At 63.8% G+C, this 26,381-nt stretch carries 26 protein-coding genes and 1 tRNA gene; 15 read left to right on the top strand and 12 right to left on the bottom strand.

Annotated features, from left to right (window positions below; genetic code table 11):
- Positions 1 to 176: 176 nt before the first annotated feature.
- Both ACP146_RS21845 and ACP146_RS21840 read left to right on the top strand, forming a co-directional pair.
- Positions 177 to 1,625 carry an ATP-binding protein gene (locus ACP146_RS21845; protein WP_422368867.1) on the top strand — a complete coding sequence of 483 codons (1,449 nt, stop codon included), beginning with the start codon at positions 177 to 179 and terminating at the stop codon, positions 1,623 to 1,625.
- Between the two features lie 80 nt (positions 1,626 to 1,705).
- Positions 1,706 to 2,125, top strand: a complete 420-nt coding sequence (locus ACP146_RS21840; RefSeq protein ID WP_422368866.1) for a DUF1801 domain-containing protein — start codon at positions 1,706 to 1,708, stop codon at positions 2,123 to 2,125.
- Positions 2,126 to 2,147: 22 nt separating this feature from the next.
- Here ACP146_RS21840 and ACP146_RS21835 read toward each other — a convergent pair whose 3' ends face one another.
- Positions 2,148 to 2,573 carry a hypothetical protein gene (locus ACP146_RS21835; RefSeq protein WP_422368865.1) on the bottom strand — a complete coding sequence of 142 codons (426 nt, stop codon included), beginning with the start codon at positions 2,571 to 2,573 and terminating at the stop codon, positions 2,148 to 2,150.
- A gap of 70 nt (positions 2,574 to 2,643) precedes the next feature.
- On the bottom strand, positions 2,644 to 3,864 hold the full coding sequence (locus ACP146_RS21830; protein ID WP_422368864.1) for a class I SAM-dependent rRNA methyltransferase: 1,221 nt from the start codon (positions 3,862 to 3,864) through the stop codon (positions 2,644 to 2,646).
- A 267-nt stretch (positions 3,865 to 4,131) separates the two neighbouring features.
- Between ACP146_RS21830 and ACP146_RS21825 the strand changes: the two genes are divergently transcribed.
- The 3 genes from ACP146_RS21825 to ACP146_RS21815 are packed head-to-tail and all read left to right on the top strand — an operon-like array spanning position 4,132 to position 7,801.
- Positions 4,132 to 5,298, top strand: coding sequence for an ATP-binding protein (locus tag ACP146_RS21825; RefSeq protein WP_422368863.1), 1,167 nt, complete (start codon positions 4,132 to 4,134; stop codon positions 5,296 to 5,298).
- Between the two features lie 7 nt (positions 5,299 to 5,305).
- Positions 5,306 to 5,683: a response regulator gene (locus tag ACP146_RS21820; RefSeq protein ID WP_422368862.1), complete on the top strand. Its 378-nt coding sequence runs from the start codon at positions 5,306 to 5,308 to the stop codon at positions 5,681 to 5,683.
- 60 nt (positions 5,684 to 5,743) lie between these two features.
- Positions 5,744 to 7,801: a methyl-accepting chemotaxis protein gene (locus ACP146_RS21815; protein ID WP_422368861.1), complete on the top strand. Its 2,058-nt coding sequence runs from the start codon at positions 5,744 to 5,746 to the stop codon at positions 7,799 to 7,801.
- A 148-nt stretch (positions 7,802 to 7,949) separates the two neighbouring features.
- Here ACP146_RS21815 and ggt read toward each other — a convergent pair whose 3' ends face one another.
- Positions 7,950 to 9,677, bottom strand: a complete 1,728-nt coding sequence (gene ggt, locus ACP146_RS21810) for a gamma-glutamyltransferase (RefSeq protein ID WP_422368860.1) — start codon at positions 9,675 to 9,677, stop codon at positions 7,950 to 7,952.
- Between the two features lie 125 nt (positions 9,678 to 9,802).
- Positions 9,803 to 10,282, bottom strand: coding sequence for a hypothetical protein (locus ACP146_RS21805; RefSeq protein ID WP_422368859.1), 480 nt, complete (start codon positions 10,280 to 10,282; stop codon positions 9,803 to 9,805).
- 161 nt (positions 10,283 to 10,443) lie between these two features.
- Here ACP146_RS21805 and ACP146_RS21800 point away from each other — a divergent pair, with 161 nt between their 5' ends.
- Positions 10,444 to 11,196: a cyclic nucleotide-binding domain-containing protein gene (locus tag ACP146_RS21800; protein ID WP_422368858.1), complete on the top strand. Its 753-nt coding sequence runs from the start codon at positions 10,444 to 10,446 to the stop codon at positions 11,194 to 11,196.
- 209 nt (positions 11,197 to 11,405) lie between these two features.
- Here ACP146_RS21800 and gpt read toward each other — a convergent pair whose 3' ends face one another.
- The 3 genes from gpt to ACP146_RS21785 form a co-directional block, all read right to left on the bottom strand.
- Positions 11,406 to 11,891 carry a xanthine phosphoribosyltransferase gene (gene gpt, locus ACP146_RS21795; RefSeq protein ID WP_422368857.1) on the bottom strand — a complete coding sequence of 162 codons (486 nt, stop codon included), beginning with the start codon at positions 11,889 to 11,891 and terminating at the stop codon, positions 11,406 to 11,408.
- Between the two features lie 151 nt (positions 11,892 to 12,042).
- Positions 12,043 to 12,531, bottom strand: a complete 489-nt coding sequence (locus ACP146_RS21790; RefSeq protein ID WP_422368856.1) for a DUF4864 domain-containing protein — start codon at positions 12,529 to 12,531, stop codon at positions 12,043 to 12,045.
- A 111-nt stretch (positions 12,532 to 12,642) separates the two neighbouring features.
- Positions 12,643 to 13,815: a hypothetical protein gene (locus ACP146_RS21785; protein ID WP_422368855.1), complete on the bottom strand. Its 1,173-nt coding sequence runs from the start codon at positions 13,813 to 13,815 to the stop codon at positions 12,643 to 12,645.
- A gap of 326 nt (positions 13,816 to 14,141) precedes the next feature.
- Here ACP146_RS21785 and ACP146_RS21780 point away from each other — a divergent pair.
- From ACP146_RS21780 to ACP146_RS21770, 3 genes are all read left to right on the top strand, one after another.
- A tRNA-Arg gene (locus ACP146_RS21780) sits at positions 14,142 to 14,218 on the top strand.
- A 484-nt stretch (positions 14,219 to 14,702) separates the two neighbouring features.
- Entirely contained in the window at positions 14,703 to 14,921 is a 219-nt protein-coding gene (locus ACP146_RS21775) for a hypothetical protein (protein ID WP_422368854.1), read from the top strand.
- A 125-nt stretch (positions 14,922 to 15,046) separates the two neighbouring features.
- Positions 15,047 to 15,442: a PilZ domain-containing protein gene (locus ACP146_RS21770; RefSeq protein WP_422368853.1), complete on the top strand. Its 396-nt coding sequence runs from the start codon at positions 15,047 to 15,049 to the stop codon at positions 15,440 to 15,442.
- Positions 15,443 to 15,549: 107 nt separating this feature from the next.
- Here the strand turns inward: ACP146_RS21770 and ACP146_RS21765 are convergent, their stop codons facing one another.
- Positions 15,550 to 15,858 carry a DUF1289 domain-containing protein gene (locus ACP146_RS21765; protein WP_422368852.1) on the bottom strand — a complete coding sequence of 103 codons (309 nt, stop codon included), beginning with the start codon at positions 15,856 to 15,858 and terminating at the stop codon, positions 15,550 to 15,552.
- Positions 15,859 to 16,041: 183 nt separating this feature from the next.
- Here ACP146_RS21765 and ACP146_RS21760 point away from each other — a divergent pair, with 183 nt between their 5' ends.
- Entirely contained in the window at positions 16,042 to 17,721 is a 1,680-nt protein-coding gene (locus tag ACP146_RS21760; RefSeq protein ID WP_422368851.1) for an adenylate/guanylate cyclase domain-containing protein, read from the top strand.
- Between the two features lie 120 nt (positions 17,722 to 17,841).
- Here ACP146_RS21760 and ACP146_RS21755 read toward each other — a convergent pair whose 3' ends face one another.
- From ACP146_RS21755 to ACP146_RS21745, 3 genes are all read right to left on the bottom strand, one after another.
- The gene (locus tag ACP146_RS21755; RefSeq protein WP_422368850.1) at positions 17,842 to 18,318 is read right to left on the bottom strand and encodes a tetratricopeptide repeat protein; all 477 of its coding nucleotides are present in this window, start codon (positions 18,316 to 18,318) and stop codon (positions 17,842 to 17,844) included.
- A 163-nt stretch (positions 18,319 to 18,481) separates the two neighbouring features.
- A complete protein-coding gene (locus ACP146_RS21750) occupies positions 18,482 to 19,099 on the bottom strand; it encodes a glutathione peroxidase (RefSeq protein WP_422368849.1) in 618 nt (205 codons plus the stop codon).
- A 100-nt stretch (positions 19,100 to 19,199) separates the two neighbouring features.
- The gene (locus ACP146_RS21745; protein WP_422368848.1) at positions 19,200 to 19,790 is read right to left on the bottom strand and encodes a regulatory protein RecX; all 591 of its coding nucleotides are present in this window, start codon (positions 19,788 to 19,790) and stop codon (positions 19,200 to 19,202) included.
- A 98-nt stretch (positions 19,791 to 19,888) separates the two neighbouring features.
- On the opposite strand from ACP146_RS21745, the gene ACP146_RS21740 reads away from it, so the two are divergent.
- The 5 genes from ACP146_RS21740 to ACP146_RS21720 all read left to right on the top strand — a co-directional run bounded on the left by ACP146_RS21740 (position 19,889) and on the right by ACP146_RS21720 (position 24,534).
- Positions 19,889 to 20,704: an ABC transporter permease gene (locus ACP146_RS21740; RefSeq protein WP_422368847.1), complete on the top strand. Its 816-nt coding sequence runs from the start codon at positions 19,889 to 19,891 to the stop codon at positions 20,702 to 20,704.
- Complete coding sequence (locus tag ACP146_RS21735; protein ID WP_422368846.1) at positions 20,701 to 21,540, top strand: ABC transporter permease; 840 nt, start codon at positions 20,701 to 20,703, stop codon at positions 21,538 to 21,540. Before ACP146_RS21740 ends, ACP146_RS21735 begins: the two co-directional genes overlap by 4 nt.
- A 149-nt stretch (positions 21,541 to 21,689) precedes the next feature.
- Complete coding sequence (locus tag ACP146_RS21730) at positions 21,690 to 22,439, top strand: TraB/GumN family protein (protein WP_422369683.1); 750 nt, start codon at positions 21,690 to 21,692, stop codon at positions 22,437 to 22,439.
- Positions 22,440 to 22,523: 84 nt separating this feature from the next.
- A complete protein-coding gene (locus tag ACP146_RS21725; protein ID WP_422368845.1) occupies positions 22,524 to 23,456 on the top strand; it encodes a TraB/GumN family protein in 933 nt (310 codons plus the stop codon).
- Between the two features lie 166 nt (positions 23,457 to 23,622).
- The gene (locus ACP146_RS21720) at positions 23,623 to 24,534 is read left to right on the top strand and encodes a TraB/GumN family protein (RefSeq protein WP_422368844.1); all 912 of its coding nucleotides are present in this window, start codon (positions 23,623 to 23,625) and stop codon (positions 24,532 to 24,534) included.
- A 29-nt stretch (positions 24,535 to 24,563) separates the two neighbouring features.
- Here the strand turns inward: ACP146_RS21720 and chrA are convergent, their stop codons facing one another.
- On the bottom strand, positions 24,564 to 25,868 hold the full coding sequence (gene chrA / locus ACP146_RS21715) for a chromate efflux transporter (protein ID WP_422368843.1): 1,305 nt from the start codon (positions 25,866 to 25,868) through the stop codon (positions 24,564 to 24,566).
- Positions 25,869 to 26,381: the final 513 nt, after the last annotated feature.

Genomic DNA, 26,381 nt, shown 5'->3' with positions numbered 1-26,381 from the left:
CCCTGCGCCGCCAAGTCCAACTAAGCTTGAAGCGACAGAGCGTAATGTGGGAGGCCCGTCTTCCCGCGTCGGCTTCGGCCGGCGTGGGGACGGGCCTCCTCCCGTTTGGCGTTCCGGCGGGATGTGATCTCTGTGGGGGCCGCACTCCCGCGCCGCTATCGGGCGTGCTATAAGCCATGACCATGTGGGGCCACAAAGCATCTGGGGAGCGCCTGCGGCTGCCCCCCCTGATCAAAAGCCTCTCGGCCAAGCTGTTGCTGTTGACGATCGTCTTCGTGATGCTGGCCGAGGTGCTGATCTATGCGCCCTCCATCGGGCGCATGCGGCTGGTCTACCTGCAGGAGCGGCTGGCCGCCGCCCATCTCTCGATCCTCGCGCTGGAGGCAACGCCCGACAATATGGTCAGCAAGGCCCTGGAGGCCGAACTGCTGCAGCATGTCGGCGCCTATATGGTGGCCCTGAAAAAGCCGGACCAGGGCAAGTTGATGCTGATGGTCGACGGGCCGGAAACCATCGACGCAACCTACGATCTCAGCCGGGCAAGTTTCTTCGGTCTGATCCGCGATGCGGTGGTGGCGCTGGCGGCCCAGGAAAACCGCCTGCTGCGGATCATCGGCCCATCGCCCAAGGACCCGGCAGTCGAGGTTGAAATCGTTCTGGACGAGGCGCCGATGCGCCGCGACATGCTGGATTTCTCCTATCGCATTCTCAACCTCTCGCTGATCATCTCGGTCTTTACTGCGGCCCTGGTCTATCTCAGCCTGCATTTGCTGATGGTCCGGCCGATGCGGCGCATCACCGCCAGCATGGCCGCCTTTCGCGAAAACCCGGAGGTCGCGGCCGGGGGGCTGACCTCCACCGAACGCAGCGACGAGATCGGCGTCGCCCAGCGTGAGCTGGTCACCATGCAGGAAGGCCTGCGCGCCGCCCTGTTGCAGAAGACGCGCCTGGCGGCCCTGGGCGCGGCGGTCACTAAGGTGAACCATGATCTGCGCAACATCCTGGCGACCGCCAGCCTGATTTCAGATCGCCTTGCGCGTAGTGGCGACCCGGCCGTGCGCTCCATGGCGCCGACCCTGGTGGGGGCCATAGACCGGGCCCTGCATCTTTGCGCCCAGATCCTGGAGTTTACCCGCGAAGGGCCGGCGCATCTGGACCTGAAGCGCTTCGACCTGCGCGATCTGATGACCGAGGTGCGCGAAGGGCTGGCCGGTGTCGGCGTCGGCCGCGCCGGCTGGCTGAACGAGGTGGAGCGTGGTTTCGTGATCGAAGCCGACCGCGAGCAGCTTTACCGCGTGTTCTCAAACCTCGGGCGCAATGCGCTGGAGGCCGGCGCCAGCGAGGTGCGCATCGCCGCCCGCCCGGTCCGCGACTTTCTGGTTGTCGATGTCGAGGACAACGGCCCCGGCGTGCCGGAGGAGGCCAGGGAGCATCTCTTCAAACCCTTCACCGGATCGACCCGCAAAGGCGGTACCGGTCTTGGCCTGTCGATCGCCCATGACATCGTGCGTGCCCATGGCGGCGACATTCGCATGGAACGGTCCAGCGGCGGCGGAACGATCTTCCGGCTTGTGTTCCCCGTCGAACAGAGTAAGGGACAACCGGCAGCCAAGAAGGCGAGCTAGAGGCCCTCAGAGTCAGGCCTTGAAGCACTTCTCTTGCTTCTGTGCGTCAGGACTGCATCGAGTCGGGAGAGATTGAACGGTTGAAAACACCGGCACCGCTTTTCAAAGATCGCGATGTCGAGGCGACCTTTGCGGGCTTTCCGCCACGGCCGCGCCGCGGTCTGTTGACGCTGCGCCGCCTGATCTTCGAAACGGCGGCGGCGACACCTGGTGTCGGCGCCGTGCAGGAAACCCTGAAGTGGGGCCAGCCCGCCTACCTGACGCCGGAAACCAAATCTGGCTCGACGATCCGCCTGGGCCGGCCGAAGCAGGGCGGCTTCGCGCTCTACGTCCACTGCCGGACCTCGATCGTATCTGATTTTCAAAGCCTCTTTCCGGACGACTTCGTCTACGAGGGAAATCGTGCGCTCCTCTTCGAAGAGGGTGAAGCGCTGCCGATCGAAAGGCTGCGGCTGCTGATCCGGAACGCGCTGACCTATCATCTTAAGCAGCGGCGGTGACGGAACGGCCGCTGGGCCTCTGCTAGTTGGCCGTCAGTTCGTAGAGCTGCGTCGCGGCTTCCAGCAGGCTGTCGGCACTCATGAACCCGCCTCCTTGAGGTTCATAGGCGACACCGTTGAACGCCACGGTCATTGCAAAGGCGGAATAGAAGGCGACCGCGCCCTCTTCCAGACTGCCCCCGTAGCCCAGGGAATAGACCACCGGGTCCTCAATTGAGACTTCCTTCAGAGGCGGAATGCTTGCGGCCAGGTCCGCATAGTCTTCGATCTGGAAATAGAGGCCCGTATCCTTGTTTTCCAGCCGCATCGGAAGAAAGCCTGCATGCGAGCCCAGGTCCACTTCCTCTGTGATTGAGACAGGGACGTTCTGTTCCGTCAGGGCGTTTTTCCATTCGTCGATATCAGGTGCATCCTGCATCGCGAACAGAACCAACAACTGCATCGACATATACTGGTCTCCAAGAAGACGACCACCGGCTTCAAAGAATCAAGTACGCGCCTTGCCATCAGACAAGTGTTCAATCCAAGGCCAGGAACTGTGCCTTCAGATAGGCGCTTTCCGGCAGGGCCGGATGCACCGGATGGTCGGCGGCGGCGCCGGCGGTGCGCAGAATGCGCCCGCTGCGTCCGGCATCCTGCAGGCCGCGGCGCACCTGGCCGGCAAAGCTGTCGACATCCGCGTGGTGGGAGCAGGAGGCGGCAACCAGATAACCGCCCTTGGCCACCAGGGTGGCCGCCAGGCGGGTCATCTTGCGGTAGCCCTTCAGGCCCTGGGCCAGGTCTTTTTTTGATTTCACGAAAGCCGGGGGATCGACGATCACCAGTTCATAGCGTTCGCCCCCGGCGGCGCGGCGCTGCAGGTCCTGAAAGATTTCGGCCTTCACGAAGCGGCAGCGGTCGTTCACGCCGTTGGCCTGCGCCGCCATGGCGCCGAGATCCAGGGCTGCCTGCGAGCGGTCCACGGCGGTGACGGACTTGGCGCCGGCCAGGGCGCAGGTCACGGCAAAGCCGCCGGCAAAGCTGTAGCAGTCCAGCACCCGCGCATCCTTGGCCAGGGCGGCAGCCCAGCGCCGGTTGTCCCTTTGATCGTAGAACCAGCCGGTCTTCTGGCCGCCCTGCAGGTCGGCGAAGAAGCGCGCGCCGTTTTCCTCCAGTTCCAGGGGGCCGTCGATCTTTCCTTTCACGACCTGGACGCTTTCGGGCAACTGCTCCAGGGCGCGTACCGCGCCGTCGTTGCGCAGCACGATGGTGGCCGGGGCAACGACCTGTTCCAGGGCGTCGATCAGAACATCGGTCAGGCGGTCCATGCCGGCGGTGTTCACCTGGATCGCCAGGGCATCCCCGAAACGGTCAATGATCAGGCCAGGCAGGCCATCGGCCTCGGCGTGGACCAGGCGATAGTACGGCTTGCCGATCAGGCGTTCGCGGATCGCCAGGGCCCGGGTCAGGCGGGCAGCGATGAAATCGCGGTCTATCGTCTCGCCGCGTTTCTGGGTCAACAGCCGCGCGGCGATCAACGGGTGGCGGTTGAAAAACGCGGTGCCCTGATAGCTGCCGTCTGCATCGCGCAGGGCGACCAGCCCGCCGGGCGGCACGGCCTTGGCGGCGGCATTCATCTCGACTTCATTGGAGTAGACCCAGGGATGGCCACGGCGCAGCCGCTTCGATCCGTGGGTTTTCAGGGTAACGCTCGGCAGCCGCGCGCCGCTTTCGCCTGATGGCGTTGCCGTCGAGGCCACTGCCTGTGAGGAATCTTGCGGAGGAGCAGAGTTGTTCATCTACCCGCAGTCTAGCTGTCGCCGTCGCCGCTGCAAGCGCTCGCCGCCCAATACGGGACGATTTCCGTACCGGCGCCCCGGATAGGCGGTCCTTCCAGAGCCTTTGCCAAGTCCCGTTCTTGCTGCAAATTCTGGCGAAGTAATCATTTGTAAAGGTAGATAAATTAGATATTTCAACTATATGAATAGTCAATTTAGTTTATAATAACTGGGTAGAGTTTCTGGCAAATGTGGCCATACGCTACGGCAAAGGCCGACCCGACCGGGCTGGATGGCTGGCAGGCGGCGCTGCTGTTGCGCGCCGCCGAGACCAGCAAATTCGGGCTGACGCTGGCCGATGCGCGTCAGCCGGACCTGCCGCTCGTCTACGCCAACGAGGCCTTCAAGACCATGACCGGCTATCAGGCGGCGGACGTTCTGGGCAACAACTGCCGGATGCTTCAGGGGCCGGAGACTGATCCGGAGAGCGTCGCGAAAATCCGCCGCACCCTGCAGCTCGAAACGGCCTCGACCGTTCTGATCCTCAACTACCGAAAAGACGGCAGCCGTTTCTGGAACCGCTTTCAGCTCTCTCCGGTGCATGACCAAACCGGCCGCTTGGCGGCTTACCTGGGCATGCAGGTCGACATCACCGCGGATGTCGACCGGATCGGGTTGGAGAGCGAACGCCAGAAACTGGAGACTCTGGGACGCCTCGCCGGCGGCGTCGCCCATGAACTGAACAACGCCCTGCAGCCGATCCTGCTTTATGCCGAGATGCTGGAACAACCTGATGCGCTCGATGCGCAGGCCCAGGCAGACTGCGCCAAGGGCATCGTCGAGAATGCCCGCTTCGCCAGCAGCGTGGTCAGCCAGATCCTCGCCTTCGCCCGCCGCGACGGGTTGGAAGACAGCGACCACGAAGCTCTGGAGATCATCACCCAGGCGGTCGATTTCGCCGCCGACTACCTGCCGGCGGGCATAAGCCTGGAACTGCAGGGCTTCGACGCCGCGACGGTCCTGGCCGAACGGCGGATCACCGTCAACCGCACGGCGCTCTACCAGATAATTACCAACCTCTTCAAGAATGCTGCCGCGGCCATGAACGACCGTGGCCGGCTTCGCGTCGGGCTCTCCTTACTGCAGACAGGTTTGGATCCTGTAGCAGGTGAGAACGAACGACGGCCGGCGATTGAGATTTCCGTTGCCGATGAGGGCTGCGGCATCGATCCCAAGACTCTGAAGCACGTCTTCGAGCCCTTTTTCACGACCAAGGCGCCGGGACAGGGGACCGGCCTTGGTCTCTCCACGATCTACGGCATCGTTGAGCGCTGGGGCGGCCGCGTCGCCGCCGAGAGCGTTCTTGGCGAAGGCTCGGTCTTTCGTGTCCTGATCCCCGTTTCTTCCGCACAATGAGGTTCAAATGGCGACTATTCTTTTGATCGAAGACATGAACGGGGTCCGCTCCTCGCTGACCACCGTTCTGAAGTCGGCGGGGCATCAGGTGATCGAGGCCGAAGACGGCGAAGCCGGCCTGGAGAAAGCCACCGCGCAGTCCTTCGACCTGGTCATCACCGATATCATCATGCCCAAGCTCGACGGCTCCGAGGTCATCCTGGCCTTGAAGGAGCGCAAACCCAACCTGCCGGTCCTGGCGATCTCCGGCGGCGGCGCCTCGGTCACCGCAGAGAACGCCCTGATGGTGGCGCGCAATACGGCCGAGGCGATCCTGCCCAAGCCGTTTTCCCGGGCTGAACTGCTCGAGGCCGTCGATAGGCTCGCGGGCAAGGTCGAAGCCTAGGCTGTCTGCTGCGAACAAGAACCCGCTCCAGACATCTGCAGAACTCGAAAAGAGAAGTCAATGAACCGATTTCGCAAACTGAACATCGGCGGCCGTATCGCTCTGCTGCTGACCGCCCTGATGATCCTCATGGGTTCCCTCTCCCTGACAGGCGCCCTCACCATGCAGCAGATCGGCAATAAGTTGACCGACATTGCCAAAGAAGACATTCCCTTGACGGAGATGCTGCAGAAGATAACGGTCCACCAGCTCGAACAGACGATCATCACCGAACGGGTGATCGCGACCGTTGAGCTGCTCGAGGCCGGTGCTCACAGCCGTTACGACCTGCCCGGGCTGCGCGCGGAGTTCGAGAAGCTGGCCCATAAAGTCGATGAGGAGATCAAGCAGGCTGAGGCCATCGCCCAGCACGGCATTGAATACGCCCACGACCCCCGCGTTGCTGAGGAGTTCGAAAAGGTCTACGCCCAGCTTCTGGTGATCGAGAAGCATCATGCGGACTTCGACAAGCATGTGCTCGAGCTGATTGATCTGGAACTGGCCCATAACCTCACGGACCTCGCCGAGCGCGAGACGGAGATCCTGGCTGAGGAGGAAGAGCTGGTGCATGAGGTCGAGGCGCTGCTCGAAGAGGTGTCCAGCTTCACCCGTGCTGCCACCGAACAGGCCTTGGCCGACGAACAGCGCGGCCTCATGATTCTGATTGTTGTCAGTCTCGTCTCGTTGGTTGCCGCGGCTGGTTGCGGTCTCTGGCTCTACCGTTCGGTCGCAATACCGCTTAAGGGCATGACGCAGGCGGCCGGCCGCCTGGCCGACGGCGAACTCGATTTCGAAATCCCTCGCCCCTGGTATGAGGACGAGGTTCTGAGGCTGCGCCAGGCGATGGAGGTGTTCCGCGAGAACGCCATCGCCCGCCGCAAGGCCGAGGCCGAGGCGAAGGCACAGCAGGAAGAGCGCAATCGCCGGCAGGAGGAAGTGAACCAGCTGGTCGGCATCTTCGGGGCCAGCATCCGCGGAATCTTCGATATCGTCTCCGAGTCTTCCTCGAAGATGCAGGGGAACTCGGAAAGCATGCTCGGCGAGGCGGATACCGCCATCTCCCTTTCCGCGACGGTCCTGAAGGAGTCCGACAGCACCTCGCAGAACGCCCAGCAACTGAGCGCCGCGACCGAGGAGATGGTTGCTTCGATCAAGGAAATCTCCCGCCAGTCGAATGACTCGATGGCCGTTGCCGACAAGGCGCGGGCGGAGGCCGACCGCTCCTCCACCCAGGTCCTCGAACTGAAGAAGGCGGCAGAGGAGATCGGCGCCGTGATCGAATTGATCACCGACATTGCCGAGCAGACCAACCTGCTGGCCCTGAATGCCACCATCGAAGCGGCGCGCGCCGGCGAGGCGGGCAAGGGTTTTGCGGTGGTGGCCAACGAGGTCAAGTCGCTGGCCAACCAGACCGGCAAGGCAACGGACCAGATCAGCGCCCAGATCAGCGAAATTCAGAACGCCGCCGGCAGCTCGGCCGAATCGATCCAGTCGATCGGCGAGATCATCAATCAACTCGCCGAGTTCTCGACGGTCATTTCCTCCGCCATTACAGAGCAGGAGGCGACCACCCAGCAGATCTCGCAGAACATCACCCAGGTGGCGGGCAGCGCTTCGGAGGTCAGCGGCAGTGTCGGCCAGATGCGCGACCAGGCGGAATCCTCGGGCACGCGCGCCAAGGATCTGCGCCTTGCGGCCGGCGAGCTCTACGAGGAGGCGACGTCGCTCAGCGGCGAGGTCGACGCCTTCCTGTCGGCTCTGAGGGGATCCGACTCCGATGACGACTCGGTTGCGCTGCAGACCCACCGGGTCGAGGTCGAGGCGAGCCTCTACGTCGATGGGGAGGAACGGAAGGCGACGCTGGTCGAGATCTCACCCACCCATCTGCGGCTGAAGCCAGGGATCGAGCGGGCCGCGGGCACGGCCATCGAGGTCCGCTCCGCAGCCCTCAGCGCCCCGGTCCAGGCCCGTGTCGCCCTGGTCGATGCGGAGGGCATCGTCCTGCAGCTTCCCCTGACCCAGGAGAAGATGGCCTGGATGCAGGAGGAAATCGGCAAACTGACGATGAGGGCCGCCTAGAGCAGATCCGGGTTTGATGGAATCGCCCTAGCAAACCACTTGGGAGCGATCCATCCAACCCGGTGAATCTGCTCTAACCATTTAATGTCGATCGGATTCACATGTTTTGGCGCAACCACGAAGTGGTTCCGTCAAAACATGATCCGATCTAGCGGGTAAGCACCACCCCCTCGCGGCGCGGGTCGGCCCCGCCGTCCAGGCCGTCCTCGGTCAGGCGGATGCCGTGCAGGCCCGATGTCAGTCCGCGCAGGTTCACCTCGTGGCCCAGGGCCTCCAGCGCCGCCTTGGCCGCTTCCAGCCCGCGGCCTTCCTCCAGGTCCGTCGCGCCGTTGCGGTTCACGAAGTTGGGCAGGTCGATGGCCGCCTGCATGGAGAGGTTCCAGTCGAGGGCGCCGATGATGGCCTTGGTGGTGTAGCCGATGATGCGGCTGCCGCCGGGCGAGCCGATGGCCATGACGAAGCGACCCTGCTGGTCCAGAACCAAAGTCGGCGACATGGAAGAACGCGGCCGCTTGCCGGGCTGCACCCGGTTGGCCACCGGCAACCCGTCGACCGAGGGCCGGAAAGAGAAATCTGTCAGCTCGTTGTTCAGCAGGAAGCCTCGCGCCATCAAGCGCGAGCCGAATGCGCTCTCGATGGAAGCGGTCATGGAAACCGCATTGCCGTCGCTGTCGACCACGGAAAGGTGCGACGTCGAAGGCGGATTGAGCTGCTGCGGGCTGTGCGCCTGCTGCAGCTTCAGGCCGGGCTCGGCCTTACCGAGACTGCGGTCCGGTGAAATCAACCTTGCCCGCTCGTCGAGATACTGCGGGTCCAGCAGGGCTTCGACCGGCACATCGACGAAATCGCTGTCCGCCAGAAAGCGGTTGCGGTCTGCAAAGGCGAGGCGCCCGGCTTCCGCGACCAGATGGATGGCCTCCGGCGAGGCCACCGGCATGGCGGCGAGGTCGAAAGGCTCCAGCAGGCTGAGGATCTGCAGGACCGCCACACCCCCGGAGGTCGGCGGCGGCATGCCGCAGACCTGCCACTGGCGGTAGGGCGCGCAGACCGGCTTGCGCCGCTTGGCCTGATAACCCGTCATGTCGCTGTAGCTCAGAAGCCCCGGATTACCGGTCGCCGCGCGCACCTGGTTGACGATATCGACGGCGATTTCGCCGGTATAGAAGGCATCGGCGCCGTTTTCCGCCACCGCCCGCAAAGTGTCCGCGTAGGCTTGATTGCGGCGCAGGCTGCCCACCGCGCGGGCCTCGCCGTCCGTATCGTAAAAGTAGGCGGCGGTGGCCTCGTAGCGCTTCAGATACTTGTCGTTGGCGACCAGCCCGTTCAGCCGGGGGGAGATGGCAAAGCCCTGTTCCGCCAGTTCGATGGCCGGTTGGAAGAGATCCGCCCAGGGCAGGCGCCCATGATCCTGGTGGGCCAGCTCCAGCATGCGCAGCAGGCCCGGGGTGCCCACGGAGCGGCCGCCGACCACGGCATCCCAAAAGCCCATGGGCTCGCCGTCGGCCTTCAGGAACAGATCCTCGCCGGCTTCGCTCGGGGCGTTTTCGCGGCCGTCATAGGCGGTCACGCGGCGGCTTGCGGCCTCATGGTGCAGCAGAAAGGCGCCGCCGCCGATCCCTGAAGACTGCGGCTCCACAAGGCCCAGTACGACCGCCGTGGCGATGGCGGCATCGACGGCGGAGCCGCCCTGGCGCAGCATGCGCATGCCGGCTTCCGCGGCCAGCGGGTTGGCCGCGGTCACCATGTGCTGGGGGCTTTCGGCTTCCGGGGTCGCCGGCTCCTCCATCGTCGTGCAGCCGGCGGCCAAGGCCGTGACGGCGGCGGCGAGAACGGTCTTATACAGGGATGTCGGTGTAAGGCGGCGGACGACGGACATGGGGCGACCCTCAATCAACGATGCAGCGGAACAACCTTAGCATCGGTCAAGGCGGCATTTAACACCAGGGGAAGAATGCCTGTCGTCGCAGACCCGTGACAGGGGAGTTCTGTCGCAGTGCTTGTTCAGGCGTTGGTCCGGGACGCTGCGGGAATCAGTTTGCACATCTGCAGGCCCCTCACGCAGTGGCCGCGCTCGTGCAGAACGTTGGACATCCAGTCGCTGTTCTCGATGATCGCTGCCTGGGCGAGGGTGGTGTGGATCGCCGAACAACCCTTCTGCTCTGCCAGCCGCTCCATCCCGCGCAGCAGGGCGCGGGCGACGCCGGATTTGTCCATGATGTCCAGCGCACAGAAATGATCAGCAAAGAGGATCGGTCCGTGGAGCAGGTCCTGGGCCAGGATGTAGGCGCCGATACCGACGATATAGTCCTGTTCATTACGAACGGAAAGAATTCCCATATCGCGGGCCGCGGTACCCTCCAGGCGGCCCTTGGCGAAGCGCCGCCAAGCGTCGATCGTGGCGGCCGGCTGAATGGCCTGGACCAGAGGATAGGCGCGGTCGACCTCATCGTGGGATAAAAGACTGACGTTGAGTTTTCGCAAGATCCAGCGCATCCTAATGAGAGAGGGACCACGAAGGGTGGGCTTTATCGCAAGACCGCGTCCTTGATCTGGGTCAATCCAAAGCGGCTTCGGTCGTGTCTGGAAATGGCCCGGAGAGAGGCAGCGGATTTGCGTCGGTGGGTGATGAGGGATCGGTCAAGATGGCTGCATTCGATATCAATCATGCGGGCGGTTTGGCGCCGGCGGTGCCGCGCGAAGGTGCCGGGGCGTCGCCTTGCAGTGCCTGCTCGATTCGCAACCTGACCATCTGTGCGCCGCTGAATGACATCGAACAGACCCAGATGGCGGCGATCGTCACCAACATCGAGCAGCCGCCGGGCACCCCGCTTTTCGATGAAGGCGAGCCGGCGGATCACGTCTTCAATGTCACCGCCGGCACCATAAAGGTCTACAAACTGTTGCCCGACGGGCGGCGGCAGGTGACGGGCTTCCTCTTCGCCGGCGATTTTCTCGGGTTGGCCAACCAGGACACCTATGCCTACAGCGCCGAAGCGGTGACGGCCTGTCATCTCTGCCGCTTTCCACGCCGCAAGCTGGAAGACTTGATGACGCGGTTCCCGAAGGTCGAGCAGCGCCTGTTGAACATCGCGAGCAACGAACTGGCGGTCGCCCAGGAGCAGATGCTGTTGCTGGGGCGCAAGACAGCCCGGGAAAAGATTGCGTCTTTCCTGCTGCTGCTGGCCAAGCGGGCGCAGCAACGCGGACAGAAGGACGACAGCGTATCGGTGCCCATGAGCCGCACCGACATCGGCGACTATCTCGGGCTTACCACCGAGACCGTCAGCCGCACCTTCACACAGTTGAAGAAAGCCAACCTGATCCGCCTGCTGCCCAACAGCCAGGTCGAACTCAGCCAGCGCGCCGAACTGGAAGACATCGCCGGCGGGTTCTGACGCCGCCGCGGCCTACTGCGCGGATCTGGTTTAGCAGGCTGCTGAGAGGATCGAGAGTTCGGCATAGACATGCTTCGAGACGGCGCTTCACGCCTCCTCAGCATGAGGTCAAATTCTTGAAAGTATGACGAACCTTATCCTGAGGAAGCCCCGCAAGGGGCTGTCTCGAAGGATGGCCAAGGGCTTCATCGTCGCTTTTTAGCAGCCTGCTAGCCCTTGCGGGAGTTGTGGATAATCGGCGGGACCGACTGCAGTTCCGCGTCCCAGGGGAACAGGATCCAGGTGTCCTGGCTGACCTCCGTCACGAAGGAATCCACCAGGGGCCGGCCGGCGGGCTTGGCGTAAACGGTGGCGAAGTGGGCCTTGGGCATCATGTTGCGCACCACCGTGGCGGTCTTGCCGGTATCCACCAGGTCGTCGATCAGCAGCCAGCCCTCGCCGTCATGCTCGACGCCTTTCAAGACTTCCAGTTCGCCCTGGGTGTTGTCGTCGCGGTAGCTGACGATGCAGATCGTGTCGATCATCCGCAGATCCAGCTCACGCGCGATCACGGCCGCCGGGACCAGACCGCCCCGGGTGATGGCGGCAATGCCGTTGAAGGGGCCCATCTCGACGAGACGCCAGGCCAGCGCGCGTGAATCGCGGTGAAGCTGGTCCCAGGATACCGGAAAGGTTTTTGGTTCGGCCTGCGCCATCTTGCGTCTTGTTCCCCCTTGTGCCGGTCAGGCGCGGTGCTGTGGCGCCATGCTGTCCGGGCGTGCGAAATGCCTGCCGAGGGGCAGGCTTAATGGGGCCTTTATTCTCTGTCGGGGGGCGGCCTGTCAAATGCTCTGATTATGGTCCGCTCTAGCTGGAAACTTCGCCTGTGCGGACCAACTGGACCCCGGCGATCCGCCAGGAGCCGTCGGCTTGCTGTTCCATCGTGTAGAGGGCGATAACGGCGATGCCGTCGGGTCCGACGAAGCGCACGGCCTGGCCGGTACGGCCGGAGACCACGCGTGCGTCGAGAAACTCGACGGACTGCGGCCGGTAGACCGGCATGTAGCCGCCGCGCACCATGGCCATGAAGTTTTCCGGGGAACCGAACATCCGGCGCAGCCGCGGCGTGGCGAAGGAAAAGGCGCGGGCGCCGTCATCGGCCTGAAAGGCGTCCAGTTGGGACTGGATTGTGTTCAGAATCGCCTGTTGGTCGCCCGGCGCCGGCTGGCTGTAGCCCTCAGCGCCGCCGGACTGGGCCTGCGCCGTGCCGCCGGCTGCCGCGCCCAGCACCAATACGGCCGGCAGCAGGACAGTCGCGAAGAGGCCGCCGAGGCGCGGCAGTACGAAGCGTTTCATGATCCCCCCTTTCTCTAGTCGTTACATAAACTAGGGCATGGGAGCGCTTTGGCCAGTCTGCGTAAGCGGACTGGGCTGTACGGATAATCGATCCGGGTTAAATGCCGGTCGTTACCTGACGTAAACGTGGACTTCGCTGACCTGGGCCTGGGCGCTGCTGGTTGCCGACAGCGTCATGCGGTCGGCCGGCAAACCCATGGACGTCAGGGTCCGCAGCACACCCTCGGCATTGCGGCGTGAACGCGTCGTGTCCAGCGCCACCTGGGCGGTATCGCCGACACTGGGCGACACGGCGACGATGTCGAAGGCCGCATTGGGCCGGCGTTCCAGGGCCGAGCCGACAACGGTAAAGAGCGCCTGCTCGTATTCCACGTCCGGACGATCGAAGCGGATCACCGCCAGGGGCTGGCGCTGTCCGACCTGGCTCGCCGCACCGCCGGCCGGGGCCGGGGCCGGAACGCCGTAGGAGCGGTTGGCCAGGCTGCCGCCGATGTATTCGCCGTTGTCGATCGCCACCTGCATGGCGGTGAGGTTCAAGCGCTCGTTGGCGAAATAGTTCTGGGTGCGCGCGATATCGTCGGTCAGCTCGTTCAGCAGCCGGTCGATGATCACCACGGTCTTGTTGACCTCGTCCTCGAGGACGGCCAGCTGACGGTGATCCTCTTCGACGGCGCCGCGCAGTTCAAAGGTGGTGCTGGTGGATTCCAGCAGAAAAGCCGAAAGCGAGGCGGTGCCGCTGACCTGGCTGGCCAGGGTGTTCAGGGCGGCGATGGAGGCGCCGACCTGCTGCAGCTCGGCCTGTGCCTGGTTCCACTGGGCCACCAGTTCCGGATTGCCGGGGGTGGTGCCGACCTGCAGGCGGGCATTCATGGCCGCCTTCAGTGAGTGATAGTTGCCGGCGAACTGGCGCGCGGAGACGCGGAGGCTCTGCAGCGAATTGTTCTCGCTCGACAACTCGCCCTGGAGTCGCAGGAGGTCGCTGCGCAGGCCCTCGATCTTCTGACCGACGACGGTGCCGGTCGGGCGCATGTTGCTGACCGTGGGCGGCTCGAAGTTGGTGGTGCCCAGGATCTGCGGAACCGGAGTCGCGGGGGCCGCGGCGGGTGCCGGCGCGGTTTCAACCGCAGCGGTCTGGGTGGCCTCCGCCGATTCGGCCTGCGGCGCTTCGGCAGTGCTGCTGGCGGTTCTCGACTCTTTCGGCGGCATCGCGCAGCCGGCGGCAAGAAGAAGCGCGCCGATCACGACAGCGGTCCGGCGGACGGGCAAGAATTGTCTATTCGACATAGAGATTTCCGTACAGATTTACGGGACAGCAAAACCAAATAACGACTTACATATTAACCATCTAAGTCTTTACAGATTCTTGCTATCCCAGCCCCCCTAGGAAGATCGCGAGATAGTAGAGGATGGATTCTGGGGGTACAAGAGCCATTTCCCCGGGTCAGCCGGAGCCGCGATCCCGGATTTCGCATGGATTCCCTGGCCTTGCGGGGGTGTTGCGGCAACGCCGCGGACCCGTGTGAAGCGCTTGCAAGGGACTCTGCCTTCGAGTAATGTCCGGCCTCTTCGCGGCGGCGAGAGCCCCCGCGCGAAGGTTTTTCTTCGCATCAGCGCCCGTAGCTCAACTGGATAGAGCGTCTGACTACGGATCAGGAGGTTGGGAGTTCGAATCTTCCCGGGCGCGCCATTCCTTCTGGAATTGTCCTCCCGTTATTGGAAAGAGAGTTCGAGCTCTGTTCGAACCTGCGCGCTCTTTCTGCTGAGTCCCAAGTAATGGGATCGGCCGCTGCGGGGTCCGCTTCATCGGCTGCGGACGCTGAGCCGGCCAGGCGCAGTTGAACACCCGGCGGAAGATGAACGGCCTTCGCCAGGCGCTTCTTGGATGGGCTATTTCTGTTCCTTCTCAGTGCATAGATGTTCCCCTTATGGACCGTTGTTCGACCGCCGGCCGGTCAACTCGGCGAAATCGAAAAAGATAAGGCGGAGCCTCAGGTTGAGGGCTGTTGCGGCCTCAATTTTTACACGCGCCTGATCGGCCCGAAGAGGTAAAGCTGCACAGCCGGCTGCGACAATGAAAAAGCAATAAATCGTCCGCAGAGACGGCGTTTGGCTGCAGTCGATGGTGGCCGGAAGCCGGGTCGAAACAGGGCCGGCGGATAGGGGAACAGGAAATGCAACGAATGATGGCCGGTGCTTCGGTGCGCGTCGGTGAGCGATTTCAGGAGATGCGGGCCACCGCCCGGCAATGGGAAGTGGAGTCCTTCTTCACCGATGCCCGGGCCATCAACCATGTCTCGCTGCGCGATACGCTCGATCCGTCACGGCGGGTGACGCTCTCCTGCTCGGTCCTGATGGACCGCAGCCGCTTTCGTCCGCTCGGCTCCAACTAAACAATCCAGTCGGTTCTTTCGCGGTTGCCGTCCGGGGCAGGCCGGCGGCCCAGCGGCCGGCGGCTAAGGGCCGATTCGATGCAATCGTTAACGAAGGCTTCAGGCTGATGGGTCAATAATGAGATATGGTCTTTAGATTCCTGTCGCGTTTTTCCACACCCCGTTCCGACCGCCGCAGCGAGCCGCGGGGCGCCAGGCTGGACGGCCTGGTTTCAATCGATGGCTGCGATTATCCCCTGCGCGACTGGTCTCGCAGGGGTTTTTCCGCGACGCGTTACCGCGCAGAACACTATCCCGGCGACAAAGTCGACATGACGGTGCGGGTCGAACTGGACGACGAGGCCTTGGAGTTTTCCTGCGAGGCGGTGGTGGTCTGGGTCGATCGGGACCGCCGTGAAATTGCCGGTGTCTTCACCCGGCTGGATATGTCGGTGCAGGAGCGGATCATGACCGCAATCTTTTCCCGGGCCCAGAAAAGCGGGCTCGACACCGGCGCCGATAAAGCCGCTCTCCACGTTTGACCGCCCCCGTTTGACCGTGCAGCGCTGAGCGCGCCGTCGCCCGTCTCAGGACTTGTCCGTGGCCAGGCTGCACCGTTTTGCAGGCCGGGTGATGCAACCCCGGCTGTTCAGCTTTGGCCCGCTTTTCTTTGCGGCAGCAGCGCCAGGACCGCGCGTTTCTCGTCGGCGCTCAGGATCGGCCAATCCCTGATTTCATCGATATGCCGGTGACAGCCGATGCAGCAGTCGTTCTTCGGATCGACCTGGCAAACGGTGATGCAGGGCGAGGGTACCGAGTTATCGAGCCCTTGGCGCAGCTTTGCGCGCCGTCTTTCCCGACGCGCTGCTCTCTCTTCCCCAACCTTGTGGTCTGGGGACTCCGCCCGCCTTTCCCGACCGGCGGCGGATGACCCGGAGAGACGATCGTTGCCCTTCATTCGTCACCCTTTTCGGCTCTTCTTCTTTCGAGACGGCCCCGCTTTGCGCTGCACCGCCCTCTTCCAGTTGTAGCGGGATCTTTATAAGTAAAGCCCTTAGAAAAGGCTAAATGCATTTTCCTGGCTGCGCCGCCTTGTTTATGGTTACTGGCCGCTTTGTTAAGGGCATTCGAAGGGAACGACATGATCCGGCGCCTCCGGTTGTTCAGCGGCTTGATTCTCTTCGCTTATGTGCTCACGCACCTGCTGAATCTCACGCTTGGCCTCATTTCCTTTCAGGTCCTGGAGGCAGGACGCGAGGTCTTCATCGCCTTCTGGCGCTCATGGCCCCTGAGCAGCCTGCTCTACACGGCCCTTCTGGTGCATCTGGCGCTGGCCGTCTATGCCATTTTCATGCGGGAGCGCTGGAAGATGCCGGCGGCCGAGGCGCTGCGCTACCTGCTGGGCATCCTGATCGTGCCGCTGGCGGCCTTGCATGTGCTGGGCACGCGCCTTGCCCATGAAATCTATGGATTAGAGGACAGTTATCTCTACATCGTCACGGTCCAGGTGGCCTTCGACATCTCCACTGCGATTCAGCAGGTGGCGCTGGTGCTGGTGGTCTGGCTGCACGGCTGCATCGGATTGCATCTCTGGCTGCGCCTGAAGCCCTGGTACGACAAGGTGGCGGCACCCTTGCTTGCCTGTGCGGTTCTGGTCCCCGCCCTCGCGCTCAGTGCTTATCTGGTGGCAGGGCGCGAGGTGCTCCGCCTCGCCCAGGACCCGGATTGGATCCCGGCGATGCGGGAGCGCGTCAATGCCCCGGGCTCGGATCAGATCATTGAGATTCTCACTCTGCGCGATGCCCTGGTCGCCGGTTTCTTCGCCATCCTGGTCGCCACCCTGCTACTGCGCCTGCTGTGGCGCTTCTGGCGCCGCCGCCGTGGGACCGCCCGGCTCACCTATCCCGGCGGCCGCCAGGTCACCGTGAACAAGGGAACCACGATGCTGGAAGCCAGCCGCTCAGCGGGCATCCCCCACGCCTCGGTCTGCGGCGGGCGCGGGCGCTGCTCGACCTGCCGGGTGCGGGTCGGCCGTGGCGGGGCCAATCTGCCGCCCGCCGATGCGGAGGAGCGCAAGGTGCTGGCCCGGGTCGGCGCCGCCCCCAATGTGCGACTGGCCTGCCAGACCGCCGTCGTCACCGACTGTGAGGTGACCCCCCTGCTGCCGCCCGCCGCGGGCCCTCAACAGGCCAAGCCGCGGCCCGGCTATCTGCAGGGCGACGAGCGCGAAATTGCCATCCTCTTCGCCGATCTGCGCGGCTTTACGACCCTCTCGGAAGACCGCCTGCCCTACGACGTTGTTTTCGTCCTCAACCGCTATTTCACCGCCATGGGGACAGCGGTGGAGCAGGCCGGTGGCCGGGTCGACAAGTTCATCGGCGACGGTGTCATGGCGCTTTTCGGGATTGAGCAGGGCGTCGCCCAGGGCAGCCGCAATGCAATGGAGGCGGCGCGCCGCATGGCGGCCCACCTGGACGAGCTGAACAGCAGCCTTGCGGCCGATCTGGCCCAGCCGCTGCGCATCGGCATCGGCCTGCATTCCGGCTCAGTCATTGTCGGCGAGATGGGCTACGGTCCGGCCACCTCGGTGACGGCCATCGGTGATGCGGTCAACACCGCCAGCCGGCTGGAGGCTCTAACCAAGGAGTTCGATGCCCAGCTCATCGTCTCGGCACCCCTGGCCGGGCACGCCGGATTCGACCTCAGCGCCTTTCCCAGCCATCAGATCGACGTCCGCGGTCGCGCCGCACCCCTCGACATTCATGTGCTGCAGGATGCGCGGGCGCTGCCGGCAGGGGCGGCAGAGCGGCAAAAGGACTAGGGCGTTTTCGACTTACGTCGAAGCGGTTCCGGCCCGCTCCCCCTCCCGGCCACCCAACGCCAGTATCCTATGGGTGGCCGGGAGGGGGAGCGGGCCGGTGCCGTCAAATCGTGACGGAGTCTAGCTGCCGGCTTTTGCCTTGTAGTCGGCGATGGCTTTTTTCAGCTCCGTGTATTCGTCGCAGCCGAAAAAGCAGGCGCTGTCCAAGACATCCAGACGTTCCTCCGCCTTGGCGAGGTCGCCCAGGGTCAGATAAAGCTCGCCCAGGTACTCATTGGCGCCGCGATGGCGCGGCTCCAGCGCCAGGGCCGCCTGGTAGTGCGCCAATGCCGCGTCGTTCTGGCCGAGCTGCCGGTTGCTGTAGCCCAGAAGGTTCAGGGCATCGGCATTCTCCTTGTCGCCGGCCAGGATCTTTTCCAGCAGCGGGATCGCGTCGGCGTATTTGCCGTCGTCGACCATCTGCTGAGCCCGCGTGTAGTTCGGGTCGGCCTTGTTCTTGGCTGCGGCGGAACCGGCGTTTGAATCCGCCCAGGCCGAGCCTGCGCTCAGTGCAAAGGCCAGGAAGACGGGAGTGATGAGGCGGGTCAGTGCATGCATCGCGTTTCACATCCTTTGGATCGCGCGGAAGAGGCGGCTTCCACCAGTAGCCCTCCTGCCGCGAACATCGTTTTGCAGCGCCAAATCAATATGCTCAGCGGGTGCCACCATACCAAGTCAAAATCCGTTGATCGCTGCGCTTCCTTGAGCGGTTGGGAACACCTCAGTTCGTCGCCGCCTGTGGTATCGCGCGCTCAATCTCCGCCAATACATCGTCTGCCAGCGGGCGGGTGCGCGAGTTCCAGCCGGTGACGACGGCGCCGTCAGGTCCGATGAGAAACTTGTGGAAGTTCCAGCGGGGTTTGCCCTCGCGGCCCAGTTCCGCGGCGATCCAGCGGTAGAGCGGATGGGCGTCGCGGCCGATCACCTGTTGCTTCTCGGTCATCGGAAAGTCGATACCGAAGTGGGCCTCGCAGAACTCCTTGATCTCCTGGGAACTGCCCGGCTCCTGATTGAGGAAGTCATTGGAGGGAACCGCCAGAACCACCAGGCCGCGGCCGCGGTAGCGCTCCCAGAGTTCCTGCAGGCCGGCGTACTGCGGGGTGAATCCGCAGCGCGACGCGGTGTTCACCAGCAGCACCGCCTTACCGGCATAGCGCTCCAGCGGCAGCGGCTCGCCCTCGATCGAGATAAAGCTGAAGTCGTGCGCCGAGGTCGCCCCGGCGGGGGCCGGGCCGCTGGCCAGCAGGCCGGCGGCGGCGAGGCCGGCAAGCGCCATGGCGCGCAGACGCATCGAACAGAACCTCCGCAGGGCTTTGCCGAGACCAAGTTTCACCAGCATAGGGTCTTCCCAGCAGTTGTGCCTACACCTTGTTACGCAGAAACGGCGGAATCGGATGCATGGGGCGGTTCTCGGGGCTCTTGCTGCGCCCTGAAACCGCTCAGTCCTGCGGCAATCGGGCCAGAAGTTCCTCGACATCCTCACAGTCGATCACCCGCTGGGCGGTTTCGTAGTCGAAGCCCTGACGCCCCAGGGCGGCCAGGTCTTTCGCCCGCCGTTCTGCCCGCTCGTCAAGGCGAAAGGGGCCGAGCCGGCGGCGCTTGGCGTAGGTGACGGCAGCCGCGAGGTCCCGCGCCGGCGCCTCTTCGCCTGCCAGCGCCTCGTCGATCAAGGTGCTGGCGACGCCCTTGGCCTGCAGCCGGGCCCGCACCATGGCCCGGGAGGTGCCGCGGGCGCGCAGGCTGCGCACCCGCTCCCGCGCGAAACGCGCGTCGTCGAGAACCCCGGCCTTCAGGAATCGCTGAACCAGGCGCTCGACCGCGGCGGCGCCCTCGGCGGGGTCGGTCCCGTGGAGTCGCGCCGAGAGCGTCACCTTGCCCATCAGCAGGCGCCGCAGATGCCCGCTGGCCGTGTCATAGCGGTCGAGGTAGTAAAGCGCCGACCGCTCCAGCGCTTCCGGAGTCGCCTTCAGCGGCTGGCGGCGCTTCTTACTGCGGTTTTCCGGCTTCTTCGCGGGATCTTCTTCGCTCACGCTCTGGCCCCATCCGGCGGTAGCGGACCCTTCGTTTCGCAGCCGCAGCAAAAGTTCCCTTGCTTGCGCCGGACGGCGGCTCGGATTATGCATCGCAGATGGAACACAGAACTGTCTCTCCCGCCGCCCTTTCGGTCCGTCGCCTGGGGCTGGTCAACTGGCGCGGCCTCTGGACCCTCTACATGAAGGAAGTCCGCCGCTTCCTCAACGTCTTTACCCAGACCCTGCTGGCCCCCATGGTCACGACTCTGCTGTTTCTCGCCATTTTCACCCTGGCGCTGGGGGGCGGCGGGCGCCAGGTCGGCGGCGTCGACTTCGCAGTCTTCCTGGGCCCCGGCCTGATCATGATGGCGATGGTGCAGAACTCTTTCGCCAACACCTCCTCCTCCCTGGTGATCGCCAAGGTTCAGGGCAATATCGTCGACATTCTGATGCCGCCGCTTTCCGCGACAGAGCTGACCCTGGGCATTTCCGCCGGCGGCGTTACCCGCGGCCTGATGGTCGGCGCGGCGGTGGGCCTTGGCATGTGGCTCTTCGTACCGCTGCAGATCCACGCGCCGCTGTTCATCCTCTATCATGCGCTGATGGCATCGCTGATGCTGGCGCTGCTCGGCATGATCGGCGGCATCTGGTCGGAAAAGTTCGATCACATCGCCGCGGTGACCAACTTCGTGATCACGCCTTTCTCCTTTCTCTCCGGCACTTTCTACTCGATCGAGCGTCTGCCGCCGATCTGGCAGACGGTGGCGCACTTCAATCCCTTCTTCTACATGATCGACGGTTTTCGCTACGGCTTCATCGGCCATGCCGACGGTTCGCTGGGGACCGGCCTGGTGGTCATGGCGCTGTTCAATCTGTTTCTCTGGGCCGTGGCGCACCGCATGCTGGCCAGCGGCTATCGCTTGAAACCATGAGCATACGGCAGCCGTCCTCCCCCCGGGCACTGCTCTCCTTCCGCCGCTGGCAGGCGCCGGCCTTCAGGCGTTTCAACCGCCTCGGCTTCTGGACGCACTATTACAAACGCGGCGTCCTGCGGTTCTTCCGCTTCGGCCTGGAATTGCTGGTCGGGCCCCTGGTCTCAAGCCTGCTCTTCGTACTGGTCTTCGCCGTGGCCCAGAGCGAACGCGCCGCCATGGTGCCGGGAATCGACCTGATCCAGTTCATCGCCCCGGGGATCATTCTCTACGCCATCGCCCACACCGCCTTTGAGAATGCGGCGGCGATGCTGGTTTTCGAGAAGATGGAAGGCATGATCACCGACGTGCAGATGGCGCCGTTGAGCCCGCTTGAACTGCTCGCCGGCTATGCGCTTTCCTCGGCAACCTGCGGCCTTGCGGTAGGCTTGCTGGTCGGCGGGGCGGCGTCGGTCTTCGTGGATTTTTCATCTTTCGATGCAAGCTTGGTTATCGGTTTTGCCGTCGCGACGGCTCTGCTCTTCGGCTTTCTCGGGACTGTCGTGGGGCTTTGGGCCGAGCGCTGGGATCACTACTCTGCAGTGGAAGGTTTCGTCGTCGTGCCCCTGGGGCTGCTGTCCGGAACCTTCTTTTCGGTTGAGCGCCTGCCGGAGGCTTTCAGAGAATGGATCTTCTACAACCCCGTCTTCTACGCGATCGATGGTTTCCGCGCCGGGCTGATCGGCCACGCGGAAAGCTCCCATACCGTCGGTTTCGCGGTACTCGGCATCCTCATTCTGGGGCTGGCTTTACTGGGCTGGCGGCTCTTTGCCGTGGGTTACAAGATCAAACCGTAAAGTCGGCGGCTCTGCCGCTTCTTCTTGCGGGTTTTCTTGCGGCGCTACTGGTCGCCGCGCCGGCCGCTGCAGAGGAAACGCGCTTCACCCAGGGCGTTTTCTGGAAGGTCGAGCGCGACGGCCGTCCTGCAAGTCATGTCTTTGGCACCATCCATCTGAGCGATCCACGTCTGCGCGAGCTGCCGGAACAGGTGCGCCAGCCCTTTATCGCCGCGCATGTCGCGGTCTTTGAGTTGCCGGACGACCCGCAGGGTCCGGCGCTCATGACCCAGGCGATGATGCTCTCCGACGGGCGCCAACTCGACGAGATCCTGGGGCCGGAACTCTTCGCGACGGTCGCCCAGGCGGCGACCCGTTACAATCTGCCGCCCCAGGCATTGCGGCCGCTGAAACCTTGGGCCCTAAGCCTTTTCCTCGTTGCGCCGCCGGCGGAGATGGCCCGCAAGGCCCGGGGTGAGAAGAGCCTGGACGAATGGCTGCGCAGCGAGGCCCAGCGCCGCGGCAAGCCGGTGCACGGCCTGGAAAGCTATCGCGAACAGATTGCCGTTTTCAACGAGATGACGGAAGCCGAACAGGTCGCCATGGTCCGGGATCTCGTGGCTGACAGCGCCAAGGCGGAAAATGAATTTGCGGCACTGTTTCAGGCTTACATGAAGAGCGATATCGGGGCCATCCTGGATCAGGTAAACGACATGTCCGGTGTCAGCGATCAGGAAGCGGCAGAACGGTTTCGGCAGCGTCTGATCTATGACCGCAACGTCACCATGGTGACGCGGATGCAGCCCTACCTCGCCGACGGGCAGGCCTTCATTGCCATCGGCGCCGCCCACCTGCCGGGCGAAGGCGGCGTCCTCGATCTCCTGGAAAAGCAGGGTTACCGCGTGACCCGGGTGTATTGAGACAAATCCCGGATTTGCCTGATTCTTAAGCTTTCCGGGGCAGCCTGAGGCGATCGGCAATCGACCGCGCCTTGGGAACCTGCCATGACCGGAAAACACTTTGGCCTGCCGTTCCGTGCTGTTCTTGGACTTCCCGTCCTCGGGATTCTGCTGCTGTGGTCGGGCGTGGCCGCCGCCGCCGAAGACCATCCGGTCCGCCACGGCGAGGGCCGGCTCTGGAAGATCGAGCGGGGCGATGCGCCGCCCAGTCATGTCATGGGCACCATCCACGTAACAGACGCACGGGTGCGCGATCTGCCACCGGAAATCCGCCGGGCCTTTGAAGGATCGGAGCAGGCCGCCTTCGAGTTGCTGTTTCATCCCGAAGAGCGCGAGAAGACGGCACAGGCCCAGCGTCTGCCGAAGCGGACGTCCCTTGCCAAATTGCTGGATAAGGAAACCTACGAAAAGGTCGTAGAACTGGCGGCGGCCTATGGCATTCCGGCCAGGGCGGTCGAGACGATGCAGCCCTGGGCCCTGGCTTTGACGTTCCAGGTTTCCCCCGAAGAATTCCGGCGTCGTCTAGACGGTGATCTGATCCTTGATCTCTGGCTGATCCAATGGGCCTACGATCTTGGCATGCGGGTGGTCGCGCTGGAGAAGGTCGAAGAGCAGATTGCCGCATTCGAGGCGGTTCAGGGCGAGAGTGATCCTGCGGAAATCCTGCGCGAGGTGCTGGCGCAGTTGGAGGAGAACCCGGACGGCCATGCCGAACTGCTTGAACAGTATCTGGCGGGGGACATGCGGACCGCCTATCGTCAGGTCGAGGAGATGGCTGCTAACGACGCCGAACCCGATGCCCAGGTGTTCAAGGAAGCCTTTCTCGACGCGCGCAACCACACGATGGTGAAGCGGATGCTGCCGCTGCTGAAGCGCGGCAAGGCCTTCATCGCCGTCGGCGCCCTGCACATGCCCGGCGAGGAGGGCATCCTTCATCTTCTGGAGCAGCGCGGCTATCGGGTGACGCGGATTTACTGACTTCGTAGGGATTGGTTTCGGTTGAATTTTCCGACTTCAAATTTCATGCCTAGGGTGCAATCCTTGAGGGATAAGATCGGCAGTTGAGGCTGTTGCCGCTTGCTTGATTGATCTTTGGGGTTGGGATGTGATGTTCGCCGAGATATGGAGGTCCCGCGCGCGGAGCGTGGCGTGTTGCGGACTGCTGGTTGCAGTGATTGCCGGCTGCGCGGCGCCGGAGCCGCGTCCGTTGCCGGAACGGCCGGACATCCCTTTTGGCCAGGGCCGCATCTGGCAGATTGACGGCGAGGGCATCGAGCCCAGTTACGTCTTCGGCACCTACCATATCTCCGATCCGCGGGTGCTCGACATCCCCGCGGCGGTGGAGAGTGCGTTTGTCGACTCTGAGATTGCCGCCTTCGAGTACGACTACGGCCCGGATGCCGAGGCCTTTGAAGCCGATGTCGAGATGGTGAAGTTGCCTGAGGGAACCACCCTGCGCAGTATCGTCGGCAATGACACCTTCGGCAAACTTCAGTTCATCATGCGGTCTAGGGACCAGCGGCCGCGCAACGATCTGAAGCCCTGGATCTTCTGGGACTACCTCGGCGGTGCGCGGGCCGGCTTCTACACCAATGATGATGAATCGATCCGCAACCAGCCGGTCCTGGACGACTGGCTGCAGACCCGCGCGCGCGACGAAGGCAAGACCGTTGTCGGTCTGGAAACCCAGGAAGAGGGTTTCACCAAGTACGACACCATCCCGCTTGAAATCCAGGCGATGCTGCTGCGGGCCACGGTCGAGCTTTATCACAGCCGGCGATCCGGCGCGCCGATGGTGCAGTCTTATCTCGACGGCGACCTCGCGATGCTGCATGCCTTTTGGCATGAAAGCCTCAGTTGGTACGAACCCCAGGCTGCGGAGAAGCTGGACTTCAGGATTCTGAGAAACCGCAACCGGATCATGGTTGAGCGCATGCTGCCGCTGATGGCGGAAGGCCCCACCTTCGTGGCCGTCGGGGCAGGCCACCTCTCGGGGGAGGAAGGTATTCTCCGACTGCTTGAGGTGCAGGGCTTCACCGTCACGCGGCTGCACTGAACTGCCGCCGGCCGCCTTGCGGTGCCCGGCTAGAACAGAACGCTCAGCACCGCGCCGGCGAGGGATGCAATCGCCAGGACCGGTGTGATGCCCCAGTGCCGCCTGAGAATGAGAAAAGCACAGAGAGCCGACAGCACCAGCACCCGCCAGTCGACGGACATAAGATCGGGTTGCCAGATGGTGAAGGGGCCGTAAATCTCCGCCGAAACACTGGCGAAGACGACGTGGAGGGCGAACCAGACCGAGAGGTTGAGGATCACGCCGACGACTGCGGCCGTGATGGCGGAAAGCGCCCTGCTGAGGCGTGGCTGGGTAGAGATCCACTCGATGTAGGGCGCCCCGGCGAAGATCCACAGGAAGCAGGGAACGAAGGTGACCCAGAGGGTGACGGCGGCCCCGGCCAGACCCAGCCCCAGGCCGCCCTCGCGATAGGCGGCGATGAAGCCGACGAACTCGGTCACCAGAATAAGCGGGCCCGGGGTGGTCTCGGCGAGGCCGAGCCCGTCCATCATCTCGCCCGCCGTGAGCCAGCCGAAGTGATGGACCACGTCCTGGGCCATGTAGGCCAGCACGGCATAGGCACCGCCGAAGGTCACGACCGCCAGCTTTGAAAAGAAGGCGCCGATTTCCGAGAGGATCGCCTGATCGAAGAACAGTCCGACCGCCAGTACCGGTATCCACCAAATCGCCAGCCAGAGAAAGATGGTCGTCACGGTCTGGCGCAGCGGCGCGCCGGCCGGCTTCCGGGTGGCGGGGGCCTCCCCGGTTTTGGCCCCGTACAGAAAGCCGAAGGCGGCGGCCAGGAGAACGATCAGCGGATAGGGTAGGGCGAGAAAGAACAGGCCGACGAAGGCAAAGCCCGCCAGCATCCAGTGTTCGCTGTGCAGCAGCGCCCGCTTGGCTACTTTCAACAAAGCCTCGACGACAATGATCAGGACGGCCGCCTTGATCCCGAGAAAGAGGGCGGCGACCAGCGGAACCTGGCCGAACGCGGCATAGGCCGCCGCCAGCGCCAGGATGACCACCGCCCCCGGCAGAACGAACAGCAGCCCGGCCAGCAGGCCGCCGCGCCAGCCGTGCAGTCGCCAGCCCGAATAGGTGGCGAGTTGCATCGCTTCCGGCCCCGGCAGCAGCATGCAGAAGCTGAGCGCGCTCAGATATTGGCTCTCGCTCAACCAGCCCTTCTCTTCGACGATGACGCGATGCATCAGGGCGATCTGCGCCGCCGGCCCGCCGAATGAGAGGAGTCCGATTTTCGCGAAGACGCGAAAGGCCTCGCCCAGGCTGGGTGCCAGTTGCGGATCGATCTCTGTTTCGGTTGCCTGGGCGTTCATCTTCCTGCCTGCGGTCCGGCGCCGTTGGTCTGCGTGACTTCGGTGAAAGCGCCGAAGATCTGTCGGCTCTGAAGGACCTACAAGGCCATGCGCCTCTCCGGTTGCGCAAGGCCGTTGCGGTTGGTTTCCGGAAGGGCCAGCAATTCCGCCGTTGGCGCCTTGGCCTTGGCAGCGCGAAGCATGACGGTTGGGTGACGATCTTGCCGGCGGGTTGGTCTTGCAGCCGGGTTTGGGCGGCGCGCAATCAGAAGCCGCGGAGGCGTTTGGGGGTGATGTCGGTCCACACCCGGCGATGGCCGTGGGTCGCGCCGCTTGGCTCCTTCATCGTTGACGGTTTGGTTGACAGTGCCCGGTATTCCGCCAATAGTGTCGCCCCTTCAGCCTGGGGTGAAAGCCGCATAGGCTTTGAAGTGGCTTGAATATCAGCCCAAAACCAAGCGAATCTTGGGTTTGACCTCTCGGGGCCAGACCGGGCGACAGCCGTTGGTGGTCCTGGATTTAGGAGTTTGGTCC

Source organism: Pelagibius sp., assembly GCF_965249265.1.
GTDB lineage: Bacteria > Pseudomonadota > Alphaproteobacteria > Kiloniellales > Kiloniellaceae > Pelagibius.
This window is presented reverse-complemented; position numbering and strand designations above follow the sequence as displayed.

Bases quoted from the DNA above. Each gene is read 5' to 3' on its own strand.
- ACP146_RS21845 (WP_422368867.1), top strand. From the start codon at position 177: ATGACCATGTGGGGCCACAAAGCATCTGGGGAGCGCCTGCGGCTGCCC.
- ACP146_RS21835 (WP_422368865.1), bottom strand. From the start codon at position 2,573: ATGTCGATGCAGTTGTTGGTTCTGTTCGCGATGCAGGATGCACCTGAT.
- ACP146_RS21825 (WP_422368863.1), top strand. From the start codon at position 4,132: ATGTGGCCATACGCTACGGCAAAGGCCGACCCGACCGGGCTGGATGGC.
- ACP146_RS21820 (WP_422368862.1), top strand. From the start codon at position 5,306: ATGGCGACTATTCTTTTGATCGAAGACATGAACGGGGTCCGCTCCTCG.
- ACP146_RS21815 (WP_422368861.1), top strand. From the start codon at position 5,744: ATGAACCGATTTCGCAAACTGAACATCGGCGGCCGTATCGCTCTGCTG.
- ggt (WP_422368860.1), bottom strand. From the start codon at position 9,677: ATGTCCGTCGTCCGCCGCCTTACACCGACATCCCTGTATAAGACCGTT.
- ACP146_RS21800 (WP_422368858.1), top strand. From the start codon at position 10,444: ATGGCTGCATTCGATATCAATCATGCGGGCGGTTTGGCGCCGGCGGTG.
- gpt (WP_422368857.1), bottom strand. From the start codon at position 11,891: ATGGCGCAGGCCGAACCAAAAACCTTTCCGGTATCCTGGGACCAGCTT.
- ACP146_RS21790 (WP_422368856.1), bottom strand. From the start codon at position 12,531: ATGAAACGCTTCGTACTGCCGCGCCTCGGCGGCCTCTTCGCGACTGTC.
- ACP146_RS21785 (WP_422368855.1), bottom strand. From the start codon at position 13,815: ATGTCGAATAGACAATTCTTGCCCGTCCGCCGGACCGCTGTCGTGATC.
- ACP146_RS21775 (WP_422368854.1), top strand. From the start codon at position 14,703: ATGCAACGAATGATGGCCGGTGCTTCGGTGCGCGTCGGTGAGCGATTT.
- ACP146_RS21770 (WP_422368853.1), top strand. From the start codon at position 15,047: ATGGTCTTTAGATTCCTGTCGCGTTTTTCCACACCCCGTTCCGACCGC.
- ACP146_RS21765 (WP_422368852.1), bottom strand. From the start codon at position 15,858: ATGAAGGGCAACGATCGTCTCTCCGGGTCATCCGCCGCCGGTCGGGAA.
- ACP146_RS21760 (WP_422368851.1), top strand. From the start codon at position 16,042: ATGATCCGGCGCCTCCGGTTGTTCAGCGGCTTGATTCTCTTCGCTTAT.
- ACP146_RS21755 (WP_422368850.1), bottom strand. From the start codon at position 18,318: ATGCATGCACTGACCCGCCTCATCACTCCCGTCTTCCTGGCCTTTGCA.
- ACP146_RS21750 (WP_422368849.1), bottom strand. From the start codon at position 19,099: ATGCTGGTGAAACTTGGTCTCGGCAAAGCCCTGCGGAGGTTCTGTTCG.
- ACP146_RS21740 (WP_422368847.1), top strand. From the start codon at position 19,889: ATGGAACACAGAACTGTCTCTCCCGCCGCCCTTTCGGTCCGTCGCCTG.
- ACP146_RS21735 (WP_422368846.1), top strand. From the start codon at position 20,701: ATGAGCATACGGCAGCCGTCCTCCCCCCGGGCACTGCTCTCCTTCCGC.
- ACP146_RS21725 (WP_422368845.1), top strand. From the start codon at position 22,524: ATGACCGGAAAACACTTTGGCCTGCCGTTCCGTGCTGTTCTTGGACTT.
- chrA (WP_422368843.1), bottom strand. From the start codon at position 25,868: ATGAACGCCCAGGCAACCGAAACAGAGATCGATCCGCAACTGGCACCC.